The 20314-nt window shown below is 66.3% G+C and carries 13 protein-coding genes; 7 read left to right on the top strand and 6 right to left on the bottom strand.

Translation table 11 applies throughout. The features are described from left to right. Positions 1 to 139 precede the first annotated feature (139 nt). Positions 140 to 1690 (top strand): amino acid permease, encoded by a 1551-nt coding sequence (locus BJ997_RS01035; protein WP_084141332.1) that lies wholly within the window; start codon positions 140 to 142, stop codon positions 1688 to 1690. Positions 1691 to 1798: 108 nt separating this feature from the next. Here the strand turns inward: BJ997_RS01035 and BJ997_RS01030 are convergent, their stop codons facing one another. Further along, the gene (locus BJ997_RS01030; RefSeq protein WP_052542395.1) at positions 1799 to 3079 is read right to left on the bottom strand and encodes an MFS transporter; all 1281 of its coding nucleotides are present in this window, start codon (positions 3077 to 3079) and stop codon (positions 1799 to 1801) included. A gap of 187 nt (positions 3080 to 3266) precedes the next feature. Between BJ997_RS01030 and purU the strand changes: the two genes are divergently transcribed. The 3 genes from purU to BJ997_RS01015 are packed head-to-tail and all read left to right on the top strand — an operon-like array spanning position 3267 to position 5455. After that, complete coding sequence (gene purU, locus BJ997_RS01025; protein WP_035837475.1) at positions 3267 to 4136, top strand: formyltetrahydrofolate deformylase; 870 nt, start codon at positions 3267 to 3269, stop codon at positions 4134 to 4136. Between the two features lie 39 nt (positions 4137 to 4175). Continuing rightward, positions 4176 to 4535, top strand: coding sequence for a YrdB family protein (locus BJ997_RS01020; RefSeq protein WP_084141331.1), 360 nt, complete (start codon positions 4176 to 4178; stop codon positions 4533 to 4535). A gap of 5 nt (positions 4536 to 4540) precedes the next feature. Continuing rightward, positions 4541 to 5455, top strand: a complete 915-nt coding sequence (locus tag BJ997_RS01015) for an amidohydrolase family protein (protein WP_035837473.1) — start codon at positions 4541 to 4543, stop codon at positions 5453 to 5455. Here the strand turns inward: BJ997_RS01015 and BJ997_RS01010 are convergent. The 5 genes from BJ997_RS01010 to BJ997_RS00990 form a co-directional block, all read right to left on the bottom strand. Next, entirely contained in the window at positions 5430 to 6659 is a 1230-nt protein-coding gene (locus BJ997_RS01010; RefSeq protein ID WP_035837472.1) for an MFS transporter, read from the bottom strand. The genes BJ997_RS01015 and BJ997_RS01010 overlap by 26 nt on opposite strands. Positions 6660 to 6768: 109 nt before the next feature. After that, a complete protein-coding gene (locus BJ997_RS01005; RefSeq protein WP_084141330.1) occupies positions 6769 to 10371 on the bottom strand; it encodes a S8 family peptidase in 3603 nt (1200 codons plus the stop codon). Between the two features lie 236 nt (positions 10372 to 10607). Further along, on the bottom strand, positions 10608 to 14273 hold the full coding sequence (locus BJ997_RS01000) for a S8 family serine peptidase (protein WP_152602251.1): 3666 nt from the start codon (positions 14271 to 14273) through the stop codon (positions 10608 to 10610). Positions 14274 to 14402: 129 nt separating this feature from the next. Beyond that, the gene (locus BJ997_RS00995) at positions 14403 to 16310 is read right to left on the bottom strand and encodes a heavy metal translocating P-type ATPase (RefSeq protein WP_035837468.1); all 1908 of its coding nucleotides are present in this window, start codon (positions 16308 to 16310) and stop codon (positions 14403 to 14405) included. 110 nt (positions 16311 to 16420) lie between these two features. Then, on the bottom strand, positions 16421 to 17650 hold the full coding sequence (locus BJ997_RS00990; RefSeq protein ID WP_035837465.1) for an NADP-dependent isocitrate dehydrogenase: 1230 nt from the start codon (positions 17648 to 17650) through the stop codon (positions 16421 to 16423). A gap of 146 nt (positions 17651 to 17796) precedes the next feature. Here BJ997_RS00990 and BJ997_RS00985 point away from each other — a divergent pair, with 146 nt between their 5' ends. The 3 genes from BJ997_RS00985 to BJ997_RS00975 all read left to right on the top strand — a co-directional run bounded on the left by BJ997_RS00985 (position 17797) and on the right by BJ997_RS00975 (position 20152). Next, complete coding sequence (locus BJ997_RS00985) at positions 17797 to 18249, top strand: GNAT family N-acetyltransferase (RefSeq protein WP_035837463.1); 453 nt, start codon at positions 17797 to 17799, stop codon at positions 18247 to 18249. Continuing rightward, positions 18249 to 18575, top strand: a complete 327-nt coding sequence (locus tag BJ997_RS00980) for an MGMT family protein (RefSeq protein ID WP_084141329.1) — start codon at positions 18249 to 18251, stop codon at positions 18573 to 18575. The genes BJ997_RS00985 and BJ997_RS00980 overlap by 1 nt, the downstream gene beginning before the upstream one ends. 182 nt (positions 18576 to 18757) lie before the next feature. Continuing rightward, positions 18758 to 20152, top strand: a complete 1395-nt coding sequence (locus BJ997_RS00975; RefSeq protein ID WP_035841044.1) for an IS1380 family transposase — start codon at positions 18758 to 18760, stop codon at positions 20150 to 20152. The last annotated feature ends 162 nt before the right edge of the window (positions 20153 to 20314 follow it).

Raw genomic sequence — 20314 nt, 5'->3', positions numbered from 1 at the left:
GCTCGTCAGGTCGGGGATTAAGGGTCTAGTCTATCAGCCGTTTGGGGGCCACCCTCCGGTTACGCTCACGACCCCGGTGAGGGCCGCTCCGCCGCGGGGGTAGTGTGTTCGAGGCAACAAAACGATCGGACGTGGCCCAATGACGAGCACAACCCACGGGTCACAGCACCCGGATGAGCACCCGAATCACCCGCACGAGACGCCGCTCGAGCACATCGAAGACGCCCTGAGCGTGCACGAGGACGAGGCCCTGCACAAGGGACTCAAGGCCAGGCACGTGCAGATGATCGCCATCGGCGGTGCCATCGGCACGGGCCTCTTCCTCGGCGCCGGCGGCCGGCTGGCAAGCGCGGGTCCCGCCCTTGTGATCGTCTACGCGGTGTGCGGCCTGTTCGCGTTCCTGATTCTTCGCGCGCTCGGCGAACTCGTGCTGCACCGGCCCTCGTCGGGATCGTTCGTGTCGTACGCCCGCGAATTCTTCGGCGAGAAGGCAGCCTTCGTGACCGGCTGGCTGTACTGGCTCAACTGGGCTATGACCGCGATCGTCGACGTGACGGCCGTGGCGCTCTACATGAACTTCTTCTCGACCTACTGGGCCCCGTTCGGCACCACCCCGCAGTGGATCTTCGCCTTCCTTGCCCTCGTCGTGGTGCTCGCGCTCAACCTGTTGTCGGTCAAGGTGTTCGGCGAGCTCGAGTTCTGGTTCGCCCTGATCAAGGTGCTGGCGATCGTGGCGTTCCTGATCGTGGGCACCGGCATGGTGCTCTTCGGCACGCCGCTCGAGGGGGCGTCATCTGGTTTGGCGCTCATCAACGAGAACGGAGGCTGGCTGCCCAACGGGCTGATCGCATCCGTTCTCGTGGTGCAGGGCGTCGTGTTCGCATATGCCTCGATAGAGCTCGTGGGCACGACCGCCGGCGAGACCAAGAACCCCGAGAAGATCATGCCGAAGGCGATCAACACCGTGATCATCCGCATCGCGGTGTTCTACGTGGGGTCGGTCCTGCTGCTCTCCCTGTTGTTGCCTTACACGGCATACAAGGCCGGCGAAAGCCCGTTCGTGACGTTTTTCGGCACGATCGGAGTTGACGGTGTCGACGTGATCATGAACCTCGTCGTGCTCACGGCGGCGCTCTCGTCACTCAATGCCGGTCTGTATTCCACCGGACGCATACTCAGGTCGATGTCGCTCGCCGGTTCGGCGCCGCGCTTCGCCGCCAAGATCAGCACGCGAGGCGTGCCGTTCGGCGGCATCCTGCTCACCGGCGTCGTCACTCTCCTCGGCGTAGCACTCAATGCTTTCGTGCCGGAGCAGGCCTTCGAGATCGTGCTTAACGTTGCCGCGCTCGGCATCGTGGCGTCGTGGGGCATGATCGTGCTGTGCCAGATGCGCCTGCAGGCCTGGGCGAAGAAGGGCGTCCTGGAGCGCCCCGCGTTCCGCATGCCCGGCGCCCCGGTCACGAGCTATCTCACCCTGGTCTTCCTGGTGGGTGTGCTCGTGCTGATGGCATTCGATTGGCCGGTCGGCACGCTCACGATCGGCTCACTCGTGCTCATCATTCCGGCGCTCATCGTCGGCTGGTACGCGTGCCGCGGCCGCATCCTCGAGATCGCGATCGCGCGCCATGGCTACACCGGGAGGATGCCCGTGGTCGCCAACCGGCCCTTCGCCGACCGCCCCCGCGACTAGGGTCGCAGCCCCGCTGCGCCCCACAAAATCGACGAGATTTCGCCCGGATACAGCCCAGAACGGCGCAAGACCGGGTGTTTGGGTCGAAATCTCCGTCGAATTCGGAGGTCAGGCGGCGTGGGGGCGGGAGAGCCGGTCGGTGACGAGAACGAGCGCGAGCGACAGCGCGAGCAGGCCCACATAGACCCACGGAATAACGCTCAGGCCCACGGTGTCGAGCAGCAGCGCGCCGAGCAGGGCGCCCGCACCGATGCCGGCGTTGAACGCCGTCGTATAGAACGCGCTCGCGGTGTCGCGAATGCGAGCGGATGCGGTGTGCAGCATGCGGGTCTGCAGCAGGGGCGGCAGGGTCCCGAACGCGAGTCCCCACAGCATGAACGCCACTACCGCGACCGGTAGGGACACGACCGACACCGGCAAGAGCGTGAGGGCGAGCACCGTGACCGCGACCGCACTCGCCGCAACGCCCACCACGAGCCCGAGCTGCGGGCGCGGCCCGAAAACCGTTCCCACCAGCAGCAGGCCCACCGCGCCTGCGATGCCGAACAGGAACAACATCATGGGCACGTCCGTGATGGCGACGCCCAGCCCGTCGGTGAGGAACGGCGTGACGTACGTATAAAACGTGTAGTGGCCCACCATGGTGATCGCAGTGATCGCGCAGATCAACGCAACCGCAGCGGTCGTCGGGTCGCGACGCGGTTCGGCCACCACAACAGCGGATGCCTCGGCAGAGCCTGAGGTACGCGCCTGCCGACCCGCATGGTGCGTGACCTTGGGCACGAAGCGCCAGACGAGCACGGCGCCCACGACCATGAGACCGGCGAGCAGAATGAAGGTGAGGCGCCAGCCGAGCAGGTGGCCGGCGAGGGTGGCGACGGGTACCCCGAAGATGAACGCGAGGGTTCCGCCGGCGACGGTGATCGACACCGCGCGACCGATCTGTTCCTTGGGCACGAGATGCCCGGCATAGGCGCCGACGACCGACCAGAAGATTCCGTGTGCCATGCCACCGAGAATCCGGGAGGCCACGACGAATTCGTAGGTGGGCGCGATGGCGGTGAGCACGTTGCTCAGGGCGAAGATCAGGAGTACGGCCACGACGAGGCCGTGGCGGGAGAAGCGGCGGGTGAGGTGGGCGAGGCCAGTGCTCGTCACGACGACCGTGAAGGCGAACCAGCTCACGAGCAGGCCGATCTGGGAGCGGTCGACGTCGAGCGAGGCGCTCATCTCGGGCAGGAGGCCGACGGGCATCATCTCGGAGGTGATCGAGAGGAACACAGCGGCGCCGAGCACGATCAGGCCGACCCAGGGGAAGGGTGGGGCTGCGACGGACGGTGTGTCCGGTCCGTCGGCGCGCTGAATGGGAATGGAGGCGGTGAGAGACATTGAGCTGCAATCGCGAGCGGCGGTTCTACTCCCGATGGTTCAGGGGCGTGTCGGTGTTATCCATGACACGGCAATGCAGAACGGCTGCGCGCCGACGTGCGCGCCCGGGGCCGCGAGTGTGGTCGCGACCGCTCCTAGGCTAGTCGACCCGTCGCCTCGGGGCCAGTCCCGCCGGTAATCTGGTCCAATGACTTCTTCTCCCGTCGCCCACGCCAACCACTGGGTCATCACGCTGGTCTGCGCCGACCGGCCGGGCATTGTGCACGCCGTGAGCGGCGCCATCGTGGAGGCCCACGGCAACATCGTCGAGAGTCAGCAGTTCTCGAGCGACGACACCGGGCGATTTTTCATGCGACTTCAGGTGGAGTCCCCCGCCGAACGACGCGACTTCGAGGCCGCCCTCGCGCCCGTGATCGCCCGCTACGACATGACATCGGTGATCGATGTGGTCGGCCGACCGCTGCGCACCCTGGTGCTCGCATCCTCTGCCGCACACTGCGTCAACGACCTGCTCTTCCGCCAGCGCGGCGGCCAGGTTCCGGTCGAGATTCCCCTCGTGCTGAGCAACCACGGCACCCTGCGCGACCTGGTGGGTTTCTATGGCGTGCCCTTCGAATCGCTGCCGATAACGGATGCCGCGAGCAAGCGTGCCTTTGAGGCCCGCGTGATCGCCGCAGTCGACGGGCTCGACATCGAGCTTGTCGTGCTGGCGCGCTATATGCAGATCCTCTCTCCCGAGCTGTGCGAGCGCCTCGCCGGCCGCATGATCAACATCCACCACTCCTTCCTGCCCGGTTTCAAGGGGGCCAACCCCTACCGCCAGGCGCACGCGCGCGGCGTCAAGCTCATCGGCGCGACCGCGCACTTCGTCACGGGCGACCTTGACGAGGGGCCGATCATCGAACAGAACGTGGTGCGGGTAGACCATTCCCGCACCCCGGCGGAGCTCGTGGCGATCGGTCAGGACGAGGAGAGCCGCACGCTCACTCAGGCAGTCAAGTGGTTCGCGGAGAACCGAGTACTGCTCGACGGCGCCCGCACCATCATTTTCAGGTAGCCGAATCCTCGACTGCCCATCGTGGCTAGACTGACTGTCGTGACAGACACGCCTCAAAAACCCGCCGTGGGCCGCAACGATATTCTCCGGTTCGTCCTCGAACTCTTCGCCTTCGTCACCCTCGGTATCTGGGGTTTTGCGGCGTGGCCGCTGCCGTGGCCCGGCATCATCGTGGGTATCGCCGCCCCCGCCTTCGCCGTCCTGGTCTGGGCACTGTTCCGCTCCCCCAAAGCCGTGTTCAAGCTGGACCCGTTCGGCAAAGCCTTCGTCGAAATCTGCGTCTTCGGTGCCGCGGCCATCGCGTGGTGGGACCTCGGATTCCCCATCATCACCGTGGTGTTCGCGATCACGGCCACCGTGAGCGGCATCATCTCCGGCCGCACAGAACTCGCCGACTAGCCCTCGTGACCGCCGCGCCCACCGACGCCGACGCACTCGCCGACACCGACGTGCCCGCGTGGTGGCAGGCGCTCGGACTGCCCGGCCTGATCGATATCCACACTCACTTCCTGCCCGATCGTATGCTGCGCCGGGTATGGGCACACTTCGACGAGGCGGGGCCCCTCATCGGTCGACCGTGGCCCATTGAATACCGCACCGACCAGGACACCCGGCTGGCGAGTATCCGGGCTCTGGGTGTGCGTCGTTTCACCGCCCTCGGCTACGCGCATCGGCCGGGCATGGCCGCCGATCTCACCGAATTCGCCCTCGACCTCGCGGCCCGCGAGCCCGACGTGGTGCCGAGCGCCACGTTCTACCCCGAAGATGGCGTACTGGATGAGGTGCGTTCGGCCCTCGAACGCGGCGCCCGAGTCTTCAAAATCCACGCCCAGGTGGGCGGCTTCGACCTTCGAGAGCCCGCGCTCGATGCGGCCTGGGGGATGCTCGCCGATGCGGAGATTCCCGTGGTGATCCACGTAGGCAGCGGGCCCGTTCCGCGCCCGGGTTTCACGGGACCGGACAAGCTCGAGGGCGTGCTCCGTCGGCATCCGCTGCTCACCGCAGTTGTCGCGCACATGGGCTCGCCCGAGTACGGCGAATTCCTCGCCCTGGCGGAGACGTATCCCCGAGTGCATCTCGACACGACCATGGCGTTCACGGACTTCTTCGAGCAGGTCGCGCCCTACCCCGACCACCTGCTCGCCAGGCTCGCCGACCTGGGCGGGCGTGTGGTCCTGGGTAGCGACTTCCCGAACATCCCGTATCCCTACGCCCACCAGCTCGAGGCGCTCGCACGGCTACAGGAGCGGGAACCGCGACTCGACGACGAATGGCTGCGCCAGGTGTGTTGGTTCACCGGGCTGCGACTGCTGGGCTGAGACCCTCCCTCGGCATCCGCAGCGCGTAAGCGGATGCCGCGAGCAGGAAGAGCGCACCCACCAGGAACGCCAGCGGCAGCGATACCAGGTCGACGAGCAGCCCGGCCACCAGCGGACCGGCGATGGCACCGGCGTCGGCGAACATGCTGAACATGGCGACGGGCCGGCCGCTGCGGGGGCCGGCCGCGTCACCGAGAGCCGCGGCCGGAGCCGTTCCCATGAAAGCGGCCGCCACGCCGTAGACGCAGAGCAGCGCCCCCAGCACCCAGATGTTCGGGGCGAACGGAACCGCCATGATCGTCACCGCGGCGAGCGCGAACGCTCCGATGATGGCGGGCCGCCGGCCGACGGTGTCAATGAAACGGGCGGCGGGGGCGAGTGTGAGCGTCTGGGCCACTGCCGCGCAGGCAAAGGCGATCCCGGTCCAGCTCGTCGAACCGCGCAGCACCTCGACGATGATGACGGGGATCAGGGTGGCGCGAATACCCAGCGAGGTCCAGCCCTGGGCGAAGTTCGCGAGGCACGCCGCCCGAAACCGGGTATCGCGCAGCACGACGCTGAAGGGCGTGCGTGCAGCAGACTCCCCGTCGGTCAGCGACGCCGGGCCGGTTGATCGCAGCAGCACGATACCGATGGTTCCCGCCACGGCGAGGGTGCCGGCGTAGAAGAAGAAGGGTGCCGTGAGCGAGATCGTGGCCAGCAAGCCGCCGATGGCCGGACCGGCCATGCCGCCGATCAGGAACCCGCCCTGGTAGAAGCCGAGGGCACGCCCGCGAATGGCCGCGGGAGTGGAGCCGAGCAGAAGGGTCATCGCCGACACCGAAAACAGGGCAGACCCGATGCCGCCGGCTCCGCGCAGCAGCAGGAGCTGCGGGTAGTTTTCGGCGACGCCGACCAACCCGCTGGAGACCGCGACGATGCCGATGCCGACCGAGAGCACCGTGCGCTCCCCCGCCCAGTCGATCAGCCGGCCACAGAACGGACTCGTGACTAGGCGCATGAGGGCGAACGCCGACACGACGGCCCCGACGGCCACATAGTTCACGCCGAAGGTACGCACGTAGACGGGCAGCACGGGAACGACCACGCCAAAGCCGACCATCACGAAGAAGGCGATGATGCCGAGCACGTACACGCCGCGGGACAGCCGCGGTTGAGGAGCCGCTCCCGACGCCGGGCCGCGTGAGAAGGGCCCCTGTCGCATTCTTCCAGAGTACCTACTCCGACACAGTTCCTACTCCGACACAGTTCCTGTGCGCAGGCAGAAGGGCTCCCGGCGGTACACCGGGAGCCCTTCTGCCTGTGCGGGAGCGCTACTTGTCGATGTGCAGAGTCTGCTTCCTGCTCGTCGAACCGGCGACGACGTCACTGCCGGAGTAGACGGCTGTCACCTCGTAGGTGCCCGGCTTGAGGTGCTTGAGAGTGACGCTGCCCGTGCCCTTCTTATCGAGGGTGACGGGGTGGCTCTCGTTGTTCACCATCACCGCAGTCGAGCCAGTGATCATCCCATCGGACTTCACCGACACCGCGACCTGAGTACCTCTGGCTGAGGAGCCCTTGGTCTTCTCGATCTTGAGGTCGGTCTTCGAGCCGAACTTCACGACGACGCCGGCCGAGGTTGCTGCCGCAGACTCCAGCCCGCTCTTCGACGCCGTGACCGCGACGGTGAGGGTCTTGCCGCCGTCTTTCTTTCCGGTCTTGTACGTCGACTTCGTCGCCTTGTGAATGTCGACTCCATCCGCCTGCCACTGGTAGCTGTATGTGAGTCCTTCAGGACTCCAATCGCCGTGGTGGGCACGCAGGGTCTGTCCGACGACGGCCGTGCCTGTGATGGACGGCAGCACCGTGTTCACGGGACCTTCCGGAACGGGTGCGGCACCTGACGCGACTGACACCGCTGTTGTCACCGAGGTGTCGCCGTAACCGACGATGCCGAGGTAGTCGGTCTCCGGGGACAGGCCGGCCCAGTTGAGCGTGTAGCTCACCGGAACGCCCTGCACGGTGGTCAACACGGCTGGCATGGCAGCAAAGCCACCGTCGCCGGCACCGGCGAGAACCGAGAACGTCGTCACATCGAAGGCAGTGGTGCCCGAATACACGTCCACGATCACGAGGTACGATCCCGCATCCGGGGCCGGCAGATCGATACGTTCGTCGGCCGAGCCCGTTGCCGACTGCCAGCCCGCAACGGGTGTGCCGCCCGGGCCGTCCAGTCGGTAGACGATCAGGTCGAGGTCACTCGTGTCATCGATGGCGTCAAGGTCGAACCGTGCGAGCTGAGCACCGTCCGGAATCGTCACCTCGTAGGTGAACTCGTCGCCCACCACGCCGGTTCCGGTGTTAGCGCTGGCGGGATCCGTCGCGTTCGGCTGGTGCAGCCCGGCCGCGAGGCCGCTGACGTTCAGCGGCAGGTCGCCTGTCGAACCGGGGGTCACCGAGACGTCCACCGACCCGTCGATTCCCGTACCGTCGACCGTGGCCGGGGCACTGATCGCGATCGGCTGCACGGCAATGGGGCTGTGCACTGACACCTGGTTGTCGCCGCTGCCACCGACCCACTCGAGGGAACCGGTCGCGAACGAGTCGAGCGGGGCATCCGTTCGGCTGAAGGTCACCGTGTAGCTCTGGGTGTCGCCGGGACCGCTGAACGACAGCGTCGACGGCGAGACAACCGCGTCGATACCGGGGATATCGATCGGCTGCGCGGTGAATTCGCCGCCCGTGGTCGCCGTCACGGTTCGCGTGATGGTTTCGGGGGCGGTGAGAGCTCCGATGGCGATGGAGGCGAGGTTCAGGTTGCTCGCATCAATCGGTGCCACGCCCACGTCATAGCCGATGCCCTGAATGTAGGAATACCAGTCGGGGGTGTCGTTGAGGTAAAGCATGCCGGGATCGAAGAACTTTGTCGGATCGACATGACCGGCACCCTGGGTGAACGGGTCGGTGATGGGGTTCCCAGCCGAATCGACAGTGTTGTAGGCGCTCGTCATCATGGCCGACTTGATCTCCGCCGGTGTGGCAGAAGGTCGTTCGCCCAGGTACAGGGCGGCCAATCCCGCGATGTGCGGTGACGACATCGACGTGCCGGAGATGAACTGCCAGGTGGGCGCTTCTCCGGCGGCGTTGGCACCGTCGGCGAGGATGGCCACGCCGGGAGCCGTGATGTCGGGCTTCAGAATGTCACTGCCGTCAGCGAGAGCCGGTCCGCGAGACGAGAAGCCAGCAACCTGGGGGGTCGGCGGTGTGTAGCTCGTGGAGTTGCCCGGTGTGAGCGTGGCCGTGGCCCCGTCCGTCCCCGCGTACGCGTAGGTCGCATCCCAGTAGGGTCCGTCGAGGTGGACGGTGGGGAGCGTGTGCCCGTCGGTGTCGACTGAACCGGCGGTTCTGTTCACCAGGATGACGCCGATTCCGCCGGCGCGCTTGACCTCGGCCGACTTGGCGACCCTGTCGTAGACCCCGCGCTCGCAGAACACGATGGTGCCCGTCACGGTGGCGGCATCGAGGGAATTCGGTGCGCACAACAGCGCATCGGCCGCATCGTGGCCGGCGACGGCTGCGCGGTCGGCGCGCACCAGGTCACCGCTCAGCGGGGTGGCTCCAGGGGTGCGGTCGACGGTGATCGAGCCACCGGCGTACGCGGATCCGTCGCCGAACGTGGCCGTGGCCTCGTAACCGGGGATGGTGCTCGCGGCGACCGTGGTGATCCAGGGGCTGGCATTGTCGAGGGTGGATGAACCCGGGCCGGAGTTGCCGGCCGAGGCGGCCACAAAGATGCCGGCCGAGGCCGCACCGAGGAACGCCACGTCGGTGGGAGAGACCGTCGTCGTGGCCGCTCCACCGCCGATCGAGAAGTTCAGCACGTCGACGCCGTCGGCGACCGACTGGTCGATCGCGGCGAGCATGTCAGAGGTGGCGCATCCGTCATCGGTCGACAGGGCCGGGTCGGGTCCGCTCCAGCAGACCTTGTACGCGGCGACCTTGGCGGCCGGGGCAACACCGGAGATGAGTCCATAGTCGAGACCGTTAATGGTCACGGGCACGTCGTGGTTGCCGGCGGCCGTGCTGGCCGTGTGCGAACCGTGGCCGTCGCCGTCGCGCGGTGAGGCGTATTCGCCCACCGACGGGTCGCCGATGCGGTTGGCGCCGAAGCCATTCACGTAGTAACGCGCACCGACAACCTTGGTGTTGCAGTCGGTCGTGGCGAACTGCACGCCGGCGACGCAGGTGCCGGTGAAGGTTCCGCCGTCGGCCTTAGCGAAGGTGATCGTGTCACCGTCGAGGTAGGGGTCGCTGCCCGCTGTCGTGCCGAGCGCCTCACCGGCGAACGACGGGTTTTCGGGTGCGATGCCCGTGTCGAGCACGCCCACGACCACGCCGGCGCCGGCCTGGTCGGCCCCGCCGATGCTGTTCCAGACTCCGTTGTCGCCGCTGAGCCCGAGGAAGTCGGTCGACGGGGTAGCGGTGATCTGTCGCAGCTCGTCGGGGGTGATCGAAACCACGTCTTTCTGCGCCGAGAGCGCCACGGCCTGTTTCGCGCTGAGATCGGCGGCGAAGGCGTTAATAGCGAGTGTGTAGGAGTAGTCGATGTCGGCATCAACGGATGCCGCGACCTTCTTCTGCTTTCCCCCGAGATAGTCCCCATACGATTCTGACGCGCGACTCTGCGCGTTCAACTTCTTACCGCTGCCGGGCGTTGTGGCCGAGAATCCGTCGACACCGCCGTCATAGGTGGCGACGGCGTCGTCTGCCAGCGTCACGATGTAGCGACCGGCCGTGAGCTCGGTCATGGGTTGGGAAATCCCGGCGCCGATGGCTCCGGCGAGCCCCGGTTGCGCCGGGGCGGCGATGGCCGCGCCGCTGGTTCCGACGAGGGTTGCGGCGCCGACAATGGCGAATGTGAGGCCGGCCGCGGTCATGCCGCGAAGGCGTCTGCCCGGGGTGGGGTGAGACGTGGGTGGCCTAAGAATAGAGCTCAAGAGCTTGTCCAATCCGATATGGTTACGCGGACCGTTCTGCCCCGGCTCGGGGCACAACTTGCTTCAGAACCTATCGCAGGGATTCGGTCCTGACCAGACATTTAAATTCCCGTTTGGGGGACAGAACGCCTCGTGTCGGCCGCAATGCGTGACGCCAGACAGGCGTTTCACCCGGTTCAGCCCTCGACTCTCAGGGTGCGTTTCGGACTCTTGGAAGCGGAAACCCTGTCGTTACCGGGAAAGCGCGCGCTCACCGTATAGCGGCCGGGATGCAGCGGGGCCAGGCGCACTGTAGCGGCGCCGTGCGAGTTCAGAGTGACCGTGTATCGCTGTCTGGCCACGGTCACGGTCACCTCCTCACCCTGCACCGGTTCGTCAGAGACCACGGCAACCTTCACCTTCACCCGCTGCGAGGAGCTGGCGACCGCGGGCTTCAGCCTGATGGTGGTCTTCGATGTGAATTTCACCGCGATTCCCGCCGAGGTGGCGCTGCTCGTTGCCAGTCCTGGCTTCGAAGCGGTGACAACGACCGCGACGGTTTTCCCTCCGGCCGCCTTCCCGACGCGGTAGCGCTTCGCCGTCGCGTTGGGGATGTCCACGCCGTCGGCCTGCCACTGGAAACCGTAGGTCAGTCCGTCTGGCGTCCACTCCCCCGGGTGCGCCCGGAGCGTGTGCCCCACCTCGGCTTTCCCGGTGATGCTCGGCAAGACCATGTTCACCGGCGCGGGAGCCTGACCCGCCTGCACGAAGACCGTCGTCGTTGCCTCCAGACCGGAGGGGTCGACCGTGCCCGTGTAATTCACGAGTCCGAGGTAGCCGGTCTGAGGCGTCAGGCCCGACCAGGACAGGCTGTACGTCGTCGGGACGCCCGACTGGGCGGCCAACACCGGCGGAGTCGCGGCCAGAGCTCCCTCACCGGCAGCCGACGGCACCAGGAATGTCGTCACATCGAAGGCGCTCGCTCCACTGAAGACGTTCACGAGCACCCGGTAGTAGCCGGGGATCGGAGCCATCAGCTCGACCCGTTCGTTGGCTGCAAGGCTCCACGAACCCCAGAGGTTGCTGGGCGTGCCGCCCGGTCCGTCGAGTTGGTAGATCACGAGGTCGAGATCGCTCGCTTCCACGAGACCGTCCAGGTCGAAACGCGCGAGCGCTGTCGCGTCGGGCATCTCGAGGTCGTAAGTGAATTGCTCTGCCGTCTTTCCGCGGCCCGTGTGCGGGTCCGCGGGGTCGGCCGGGTTGGGAATGCGCACCCCTGGCGCGAGGCCGCTGAGCCTCAGCGGAACGTCGCCGCTGTCACCGGGCGTGACCGTCACGTCGACGGCGCCGGTGATTCCCGCACCCTCGACGACGGCCGGCGCGACGAACGGGAGCCTGATGGGTCGCACGGCCACCGGACTGTGCACCACGAGACGGCTCGCCCCCGCGTAGCTGACCCAGTCGAGTGAGCCTGTCGCGAATTGGCCGAATGCGGCATCCGTTCGGGTGAACGTCACGGTGTAACTCTGGGTTTCCCCGGCGGCACCGAAGGTCATGCTACGGGGAGCGACGACAGTGGTGACGCCGGGGATGGTCACCGGTTCGACGGTGAATTCACCGGCCGAGGCAGACGTGACCGTTCGGGTGATCGTCTGCGTGCCGCTGAGCGAGCCGATGGCGATAGAGGCGAGGTTGAGCTCGCTCGCGTCGATCGGCGTCACGCCCACGTCGTAGCCGATTCCCTGCATGTAGGCGTACCAGTCGGCAGGTCCGTTCAGGTAGAGCAATCCAGGATCGAGGTATTTCGTCGGGTCGACGTGTCCTGCCCCCTGTTGGAAGGGGTCGGTGATCGGTGCGCCCAGCGGGTCAACCGTGTTGTACGCCGTTGTCATCATGGCGGACTTGATCTCGGCCGGCGTCGCGAGCGGGTGTTCCCCGAGGTACAACGCCGCCAGGCCCGCGGCGTGCGGTGTGGCCATGGACGTGCCGGATGCGTAGACCCACGTGGGCTGTGTGCCGAAGAGCGGGTCACGCCAGGCACCGAGAACGCTCACGCCGGGAGCTGTCACGTCTGGCTTGAGGATATCGCTGCCGTCGGCCTCCACGGGGCCGCGCGAGGAGAAGTCGGCGACCTGCGGCGCCGGTGTCATGGAGCCCGACAGGTCCCCGGCCGCGAAGCTGACCTCGGCCTGCGCGGTTGCCGCGTAATCGACGAGCGGAGCCCACGACGAATCATCCAGATGGAGACTCGGCACGGACTCTACCGCGGCCTCAACGGAACCGGGGATCTCGTTCACCAGAAGCATGCCGACCCCGCCCGCTCGGAGCACCTCCGCCGATTTGACGGTGCTCGGGAGCGCGTCGGTGCGACAGAGTACGACAGTGCCCGTGACTCGGGTCGGGTCGAGGGCGTTCGCGCCGCACCCCAGTGGATCCGCGGCCCCGGGCGTTGCCACGAGGTCCGCACGCACGAGAGGCGCAGCCACCGGCGTGCCGTCCGCCCCGAAGACAGAGACCGACGAACCTGTGTAGCGCGAACCATCCCCCAACGTGGCCGTTGCCTGGCTCTGAGGGAGTGACCCCGCGGCCAGGGTGGTGATCCACGGACTGGCATTGTCGAGCGTGGAGGGCCCGGGACCGGCGTTGCCGCCAGCGGCCGCCACGAAGATTCCGGCCGACGCGGCTCCGAGGAACGCCAGATCGATGGGTGAGACGGTGGTGCTTGCCGGTCCGCCCCCGATGGAATAGTTGAGCACGTCGACACCGTCGGCGACGGCCTGTTCGATGCCGCTGAGGATGTCGGAGTAGGTGCAGTAGTCGTCAAAGTAGCTGGTGGGGTCCTGCCCGCTCCAGCACACCTTGTAGACGGCGATCCTGGCCGCGGGGGCCACACCTGAGATGACGCCGTAGTTGTCGTTTCCGTCCACGCTGGGCCGCACGTTCAGATTGCCGGCGGCGATGCTGCTGGTGTGGGAGCCGTGTCCGAAGCCGTCTCTCGGTGAGAGATACTCACCGATCGGCGGCCCGCCGATGTTCCCAGCGCCGTAGCCGTCGACGAAATAGCGTGCGCTCACGATCTTGGTCGTGCAGTCGCTCTCTCCGAATTGCGCGCCCGTCGTGCACGCGCCGGTGAAGACTCCGCCGTCTGACTTGGTGAAGCGGATGGTGTCACCGTCGATATACGGCTCGTCGCCGGGGTCCGTGCCCAGCCGGTCACCGGCGAAGGAGGGGTTCTCGGGAGCGATGCCCGTGTCGAGCACGCCCACGACCACGCCGTCGCCGGCCCGGTCGGCACCGCCCGTGCCGTCCCACACGCCGTTCGCCCCCGTGAGGCCGAGAAAATCGGGTGAGCGCACCTCGGTGGTCTTCGCGCGCCCCTCCGGTGTGATGGTCGCCACGTTCTTGAGGGAGGCCAGCTGCACGGCCTGCTTCGCGCTGAGATTCGCCGCGAAGCCGTTGAGCGCGAGAGTGTAGGAGTAGCCGATCCTGGCATCCACCGAGGCCGCGACCTTCTGCTGCTGGTCCAACAGATACGTCGAATACGCCGCAACGGCCGTGGTCTGAGCGGTGAACTTCTTGCCTGCTCCCGGTTTGGTGCCGACAAAGCCCGCGACGCCTCCCGTGTAGGTCGCGGCCGCGCTGTCGTTCAGGGTGACGATATAGCGCCCGGCCCCGAGGTCTGTCCGCGGCTGTCCCACACCTGTCGCAGCGGACGCCGTCGACGAGGGAGGGGGCGCCACCGCCGCCATCGCGGCAACGCCACCGACCAAGCTGGAGGCCACGAGACCGAGGGCGAGGGCCGAGGCGAGGGAGTCGAACAGCCACCCGGAAATGGCTCGGTGGGAACCGGCGACAGATTTCACGAGCGTGTCCAATCGATGGGATGCCCGAGTCGTTCTGCCCCGCGTCAGGGCCCGACATCGCCGCGAACGTACCGCCAGACCGTGAATTCGAACAGGGCAGCTGACCACCCCCGTTCGGGGTCCCCGTCGTCACTCCGAGCGCGAGACGCTCCTGGACGGCCGGACCTGCGCCTGCGGCGGCGTCGAGGTCCGCGCGGCCGCGGCATCCCGGCGCCCACCGATTGCCCGCAGCGCGTTCAGGATGGTGAGGAGGTCCACGATTTCCTGGCTCAGCGCACCGATGGTGGCCGGGATGAGGCCGAAGGCGGCAGCGACCATCAGCACCACGCTGAGCGCGATCCCCAGCCAGATGCTCTGCAGGGCCACCCGCACGGTGTCCTGGCCGATCGCGACCGCCCGCGCGGTGCGTGAAATGTCATCGAGCATGATGACGACATCGGCCGACTCACTGGCCGCCGTTGACCCCCTGGCGCCCATCGCGATTCCCACGTCGGCGGCCGCGAGCACGGGAGCATCGTTAACTCCGTCGCCCACCATGATCACCGGACGATCCGTGAGCCCACGCACGGCTTCGACCTTGTCGCTGGGCAGGCAGTCCGCCTGCACCCTGGTGATTCCCACCTGCGCGGCGATGTGTTCGGCGGTCGCCTTGGCGTCGCCGGTGAGCATCACGGTGCCGCCGACGCCGAGCCGGCGCAGCGCTGCCACGGTCTCCCGGGCGTTTTCACGCACCCTGTCGCGGGCCACGAGGCACCCGGCATACCGCCCGCCGATCGCCACGTACATCGCGAGCTCGCCCCCGCGCAGTGACGCCATCACGGCATCCGGCGCGTGCTCCCGAACCAACGAAAATTTGCCCACGATCACCTCAACGCCTGCGAGGTGGGCGACGACCCCGTGGGTGGCGACCTCACTCGCCGTCTCGGCCGAGGTCAGGGTGAGCGTGCGCCCATAGGCTTCCGCGATCACGGATGCCGCGAGCACGTGTGACGAGTACTGCTCAGCCGACGCCGCGAGGGCGAGCATCTCGTTCGCGCCGAAACCCGCCTGTGGGCGCACCTCCGCAATCACGGGCGTGCCCTCCGTGAGCGTGCCGGTCTTGTCGAAGACCACAGTGCGCGCCCGCGCGAGTGTCTCGAGCACACCGGCACCCTTCACAATGATGCCGTTGCGTGCGGCGCGGCTCATCCCGCCCATGAACGCCACGGGCGCCGCCAACAGCAGGGGGCACGGCGTCGCCACCACAAGTACCTCGGCGAAGCGCACTGGATCGCCGGAGAGAAACCAGGCCAGGCCCGCGAGGGCAAGGGAAAGGGCCGTGAACGGCACCGCGTAGCGGTCGGCCAGACGCACGACCGGGGCCTTGCTGCTCGCAGCCTCCTCCACCAGTGCGATGATGCGCTGGTATTGGCTGTCTCCCGCATTCGCGGTGGCCCGCATGGTCACCGCGGTCTGCCCGTTGATCGACCCGCTCAACACGTGCTGCCCGGCATGACGCTCCACCGGCAGGCTCTCCCCGGTGAGTGACGATTCGTCGAATGAGGCCTCCGCGGAGCGCAATTCGCCGTCGACGGGCACGATCTCGGCCGGACGCACGAGCAACAGGTCGTTCACAGCCACATCGGTGGCCGGCACGTCGACGACATCCGCTTCCGTCGCGGTGAACCGGTGGGCGATCTGCGGGGCACGCTGCAGCAGAGCATTCAATTCCCGGGTTGCCCGGCCGGCCGCGTAGTCCTCAAGGGCCGCACCGCCGCTGAGCATAAGAACGATGATGAGGGTAGCGACATATTCGCCCACGGCAATGGTGGCGAGAATCGCCATGATCGCCAGAAGGTCAACGCCGAAGATCCCCTGACGCAGCCGCTTCACCATACCGACGAACTCGATCGCCGCCACGACGAGGCCGAAGGCGCTGAACAGCCACTGCACGGCCTCGGGCGACCCGTTCCACCAGAGGGCGAGTCCGAGCAGCCCCACGAAAACTGTGGCGACGACGATGGGATAGCACCGAACGGCATCCACAATGCGTTTCATACCCCGAGTCTGGCGTTCCGCGAGCCTCTGCGCCAGCCGGGCGTGGCTCGCCCTCCACATGAAAAACGACCCCGACCGGGGCGGTCGGGGTCGTTCTCGGAGCAGTCTGATTAGGCGAGTGCCGGCGAAGCGAGGCGAGCCTGAAGGTTCTCGGCGAGCGATCCGAGGAACTCCTCGGTCGTCTGGTACCCCTGGTCGGGGCCCACGAGAAGGGCGAGGTCCTTCGTCATCTTGCCGCTCTCGACGGTCTTGATGACCACATCTTCGAGGGTGAGAGCGAACTCGGCGAGGGCCGGGTTGTTGTCGAGCTTGGCACGGTGGGAGAGGCCCCTGGTCCAGGCGTAGATCGAGGCGATCGGGTTCGTCGACGTGGGCTTGCCCAGCTGGTGCTGGCGGTAGTGGCGCGTCACGGTGCCGTGGGCGGCCTCGGCCTCGACGACCTTGCCGTCGGGCGTGGACAGCACGCTCGTCATGAGGCCGAGCGAGCCGAAGCCCTGGGCCACGGTGTCCGACTGAACGTCGCCGTCGTAGTTCTTGCAGGCCCAGAGGTAGCCACCCTCCCACTTCATGGCCGAAGCGACCATGTCGTCGATGAGGCGGTGCTCGTAGGTGAGGCCGGCGGCTTCGTAGTCCGCGCGGAACTCGGTGTCGAAGATGTCCTGGAAGATGTCCTTGAAACGACCGTCGTAGGCCTTGAGGATGGTGTTCTTCGTGGACAGATAGACCGGAACCTTGCGCTCGAGGCCATAGTTGAGCGAGGCGCGAGCGAAGTCGGTGATCGACGAGTCGAGGTTGTACATGCCCATCGCGACGCCGTCGCCCGGCGCCTGAAAGACCTCGAACGTTGACGGCTCGCTGCCGTCCTGCGGGGTGAAGGTCATGCTGAGCGTGCCCTTGCCCTGAAAACGGAAGTTGGTGGCCTTGTACTGGTCGCCGTAGGCGTGGCGGCTGATGATGATCGGCTTGTTCCATCCGGGCACGAGGCGCGGGATGTTGGAGATGACGATCGGTTCGCGGAAGATAGTGCCGCCGAGGATGTTTCGGATGGTTCCGTTGGGCGAGAGCCACATCTTCTTCAGGCCGAATTCCTCGACGCGGGCTTCGTCGGGGGTGATCGTGGCGCACTTGACGCCGACGCCGTGCTTCTGGATGGCGTGGGCCGCGTCGATCGTGATCTGGTCGTTGGTCTCGTCACGCTTCTGGATCGACAGGTCGTAGTACTCGAGGTCAATATCGAGGTACGGGTGAATGAGCGTGTCCTTGATGGCGTGCCAGATGATGCGGGTCATCTCGTCGCCGTCAAGCTCGACAACCGTTCCCTCAACCTTAATCTTCGACAATTAACTCTCCTCTGAAACATCGGTGGCCGTCACGGCCACCGACCAGCTTACTAGACTGCTGTAACTATCTTGACATCGAGATAAATTCACGGTGCGAATTCACTTTGTGTCTACCAGAGGTGCCGAGCAGACGTTAGCCTGAGCACATGGGTGAGCTGAGACTGGAAGAACTGTCCGCACGCAACATCGTTGCGGCCAACAACCTGAGCCTGAAGCCGGGCCAGGAGCAATTCATTGCGCCCGTGTCGTATTCCGCCGGGGCATCCGTCATCAATCCGGCCACATCGTGGCAGCGAGTCGTGCTTCTCGACGGGCAGGTTGCCGGGTTCATCCACGGCAACTTCGATCCGGAGTCCGACCACGAAGAGTTCCGCGCCTGCATCTGGCGCATCAACGTGGACGCCACCGCCCAGGGCCAGGGTGTGGGCAAGTTCGCGGCCGACGCGCTGGCCGAAGAGGCCCGCGCACGCGGATTCGAGCAGATCACGGTGATCTGGGAACCTGGAGAGGAAGGCCCTGAGGCCTTCTTCCACCGCCTCGGCTTCAGCGACATCGGCCAGACCCAGTACGGCGAGGTCATCGGCGCTCTCAAGCTGTAGTGCACCTGCCTGCCGCCGCGGGCGACGACTTCGTGTCGCACGTGCTTGCGATCGTCGAGGCGATCCCGCCGGGACGAGTCATGACGTACGGCGACGTCGCAGCCGTGCTCGGCTCCCGCGCGGCTCGCGCCGTGGGCCAGACCATGGCGCGCTACGGCTCCGACGTGCCATGGTGGCGCGTCATCCGCGCCGGCGGGCATCCGCCCATCGAGCACGAGGAACGTGCCCTCGAGCACTATCGCGCCGAGAACACGCCCCTCGTCATATCGATAACGGATGCCGCGTATCGCGTCGATCTCCTCGCCGCCCGCTGGTTCCCCCGCTAGGTGTACCCGGCCATGACGTTGGTGACTTAAGAGGTTGAAAAAGGAGGACCTCCGGTGCTTAGCCTGAATCCACCGGTCGACCTCAGATTCTGACGGCGCGTTAAACCGAGAATACCCCTCTGATCAGCTAAAATAGTTGTTACTTAGACAAACTATTCAACGATCAAGGAGGCATCTCGTAGATGCAACTTTCTCACACTCACCGGTCCTTTTCTGCATCCTTCGACGACCCCAATCTCGTGTCGTCGGCCGGACTGGTGCCCACGATGGCTCTGGCCGAGAAAACAGGCCTCGGCGCGCTGGTCGATGAGTGGGTGAAACTGCCCGGTTACTTCGGCGCGAATGCCGGCCTGAAAGCGCTGGCACTGGTCGCAGGAATGCTCACCGGCGCCGACTCCATCGACGATATGGCCGTGCTCCGGCACGGCGCTCTCCGGAAATTGTTCACCGGAACCTATGCGCCCTCGACCCTGGGATCGTTCCTGCGCGCGTTCGCTTTTGGCCATGTCCGCCAGCTCGACGCCGCCGCGTCCCGGTGGCTGCAGAACCTCGGCGCCGTCACGCCGATCGTGACCGGTATCGACGACCTCGCCCTGGTCGATATTGACGACACCATCAGGGAAGTGCACGGATATAAGAAGCAAGGCGCCGGGTTTGGCTACTCCGGTGTTCGCGGCCTCAACGCCCTGCTCGCCATCGTCAGCACCGGATCGGCCGCTCCGATCATCGTCAGCTCCCGGCTACGCAAAGGCCCCACCAACTCCGCCCGCGGCGCAAAGAAATTCGTCTCCGACACCCTCGCGACCGTGAAACGACTGCGCAGCCCAACCGCAAAAGGAATGCTTCTCCTCCGAGCCGACAGCGCCTACTACGTCAGCGCCGTCATCCAAGCTGCCCTCCGTGCCGGGGCGATGGTTTCGATCACGGCACGCCTGAATTCATTGGTGAAAGCGGGTATCAGCACCATCCCCGATACCGCGTGGACCCCGATCAAATACACCAATGCGATCTTCGACGACGCCACCGGGCGGTGGATCTCCGACGCGGAAGTCGCCGAAATCCCCTTCACCGCGTTCGGCTCCAAGAAGAAGAGCGAACAAATCCCTGGACGCCTCGTCGTGCGCCGCATCCCGGAACTGAACAAGACCGTCGCCGCCGGGCAAGGCACCCTTTTCGACCTGTTCCGCTTTCACGCGTTCTTCACCACCAGCACCCTGAACACCGTTGACGCCGACAAAACCCACCGCCACCATGCGATCATCGAAAATTTGAACGCCGACATGAAAGCGTCGGCGATGGCGCACTTCCCGTCCGGCGTATTCACGGCCAACGCCGCCTGGCTGGTGCTGGCCTGCATCACGTTCAATCTCACCCGCGCCGCCGGCACCCTCGCCAATCCCGCCCTCGGAAAAGCCGTCACCGCGACCGTTCGCCGCAAACTCATCAACGTCGCCGCCAGAGTATCCACGTCGGCACGACGCGTCACATTGCACCTGCCCGAAAGCTGGCCCTGGGAAGAAGGCTGGTCGGCGCTGTTCACCAGCGTTTGCAACCCGCCCGGCCGCGCCGCCACCTAACCATCGAGCCCGACCGGGCGCAACCAGGAACCCCAGTGGAACACCCAGGCATCAAGGCCCACAGCTCGACCGAGCCCAAAACCCCGAAAAAGGATCGCGCCCAAATCAAGAATTCATCAGAGGCCAACCGGTGGATTCAGGCTTAGTGGAGATGTTGAAAGT

The organism is Cryobacterium roopkundense, from assembly GCF_014200405.1.
GTDB lineage: Bacteria > Actinomycetota > Actinomycetes > Actinomycetales > Microbacteriaceae > Cryobacterium > Cryobacterium roopkundense.
Note: the sequence above shows the minus strand (reverse complement) of the source record. Positions and strands in the feature narration are given on the sequence as shown.

Excerpts from the sequence above, each read along its gene's own strand:
- BJ997_RS01005 (WP_084141330.1), bottom strand. The coding sequence starts at position 10,371 with ATGACCGCGGCCGGCCTCACATTCGCCATTGTCGGCGCCGCAACCCTC.
- purU (WP_035837475.1), top strand. The coding sequence starts at position 3,267 with ATGACTTCTTCTCCCGTCGCCCACGCCAACCACTGGGTCATCACGCTG.
- BJ997_RS00985 (WP_035837463.1), top strand. The coding sequence starts at position 17,797 with ATGGGTGAGCTGAGACTGGAAGAACTGTCCGCACGCAACATCGTTGCG.
- BJ997_RS01010 (WP_035837472.1), bottom strand. The coding sequence starts at position 6,659 with ATGCGACAGGGGCCCTTCTCACGCGGCCCGGCGTCGGGAGCGGCTCCT.
- BJ997_RS01035 (WP_084141332.1), top strand. The coding sequence starts at position 140 with ATGACGAGCACAACCCACGGGTCACAGCACCCGGATGAGCACCCGAAT.
- BJ997_RS00975 (WP_035841044.1), top strand. The coding sequence starts at position 18,758 with ATGCAACTTTCTCACACTCACCGGTCCTTTTCTGCATCCTTCGACGAC.
- BJ997_RS00995 (WP_035837468.1), bottom strand. The coding sequence starts at position 16,310 with ATGAAACGCATTGTGGATGCCGTTCGGTGCTATCCCATCGTCGTCGCC.
- BJ997_RS01030 (WP_052542395.1), bottom strand. The coding sequence starts at position 3,079 with ATGTCTCTCACCGCCTCCATTCCCATTCAGCGCGCCGACGGACCGGAC.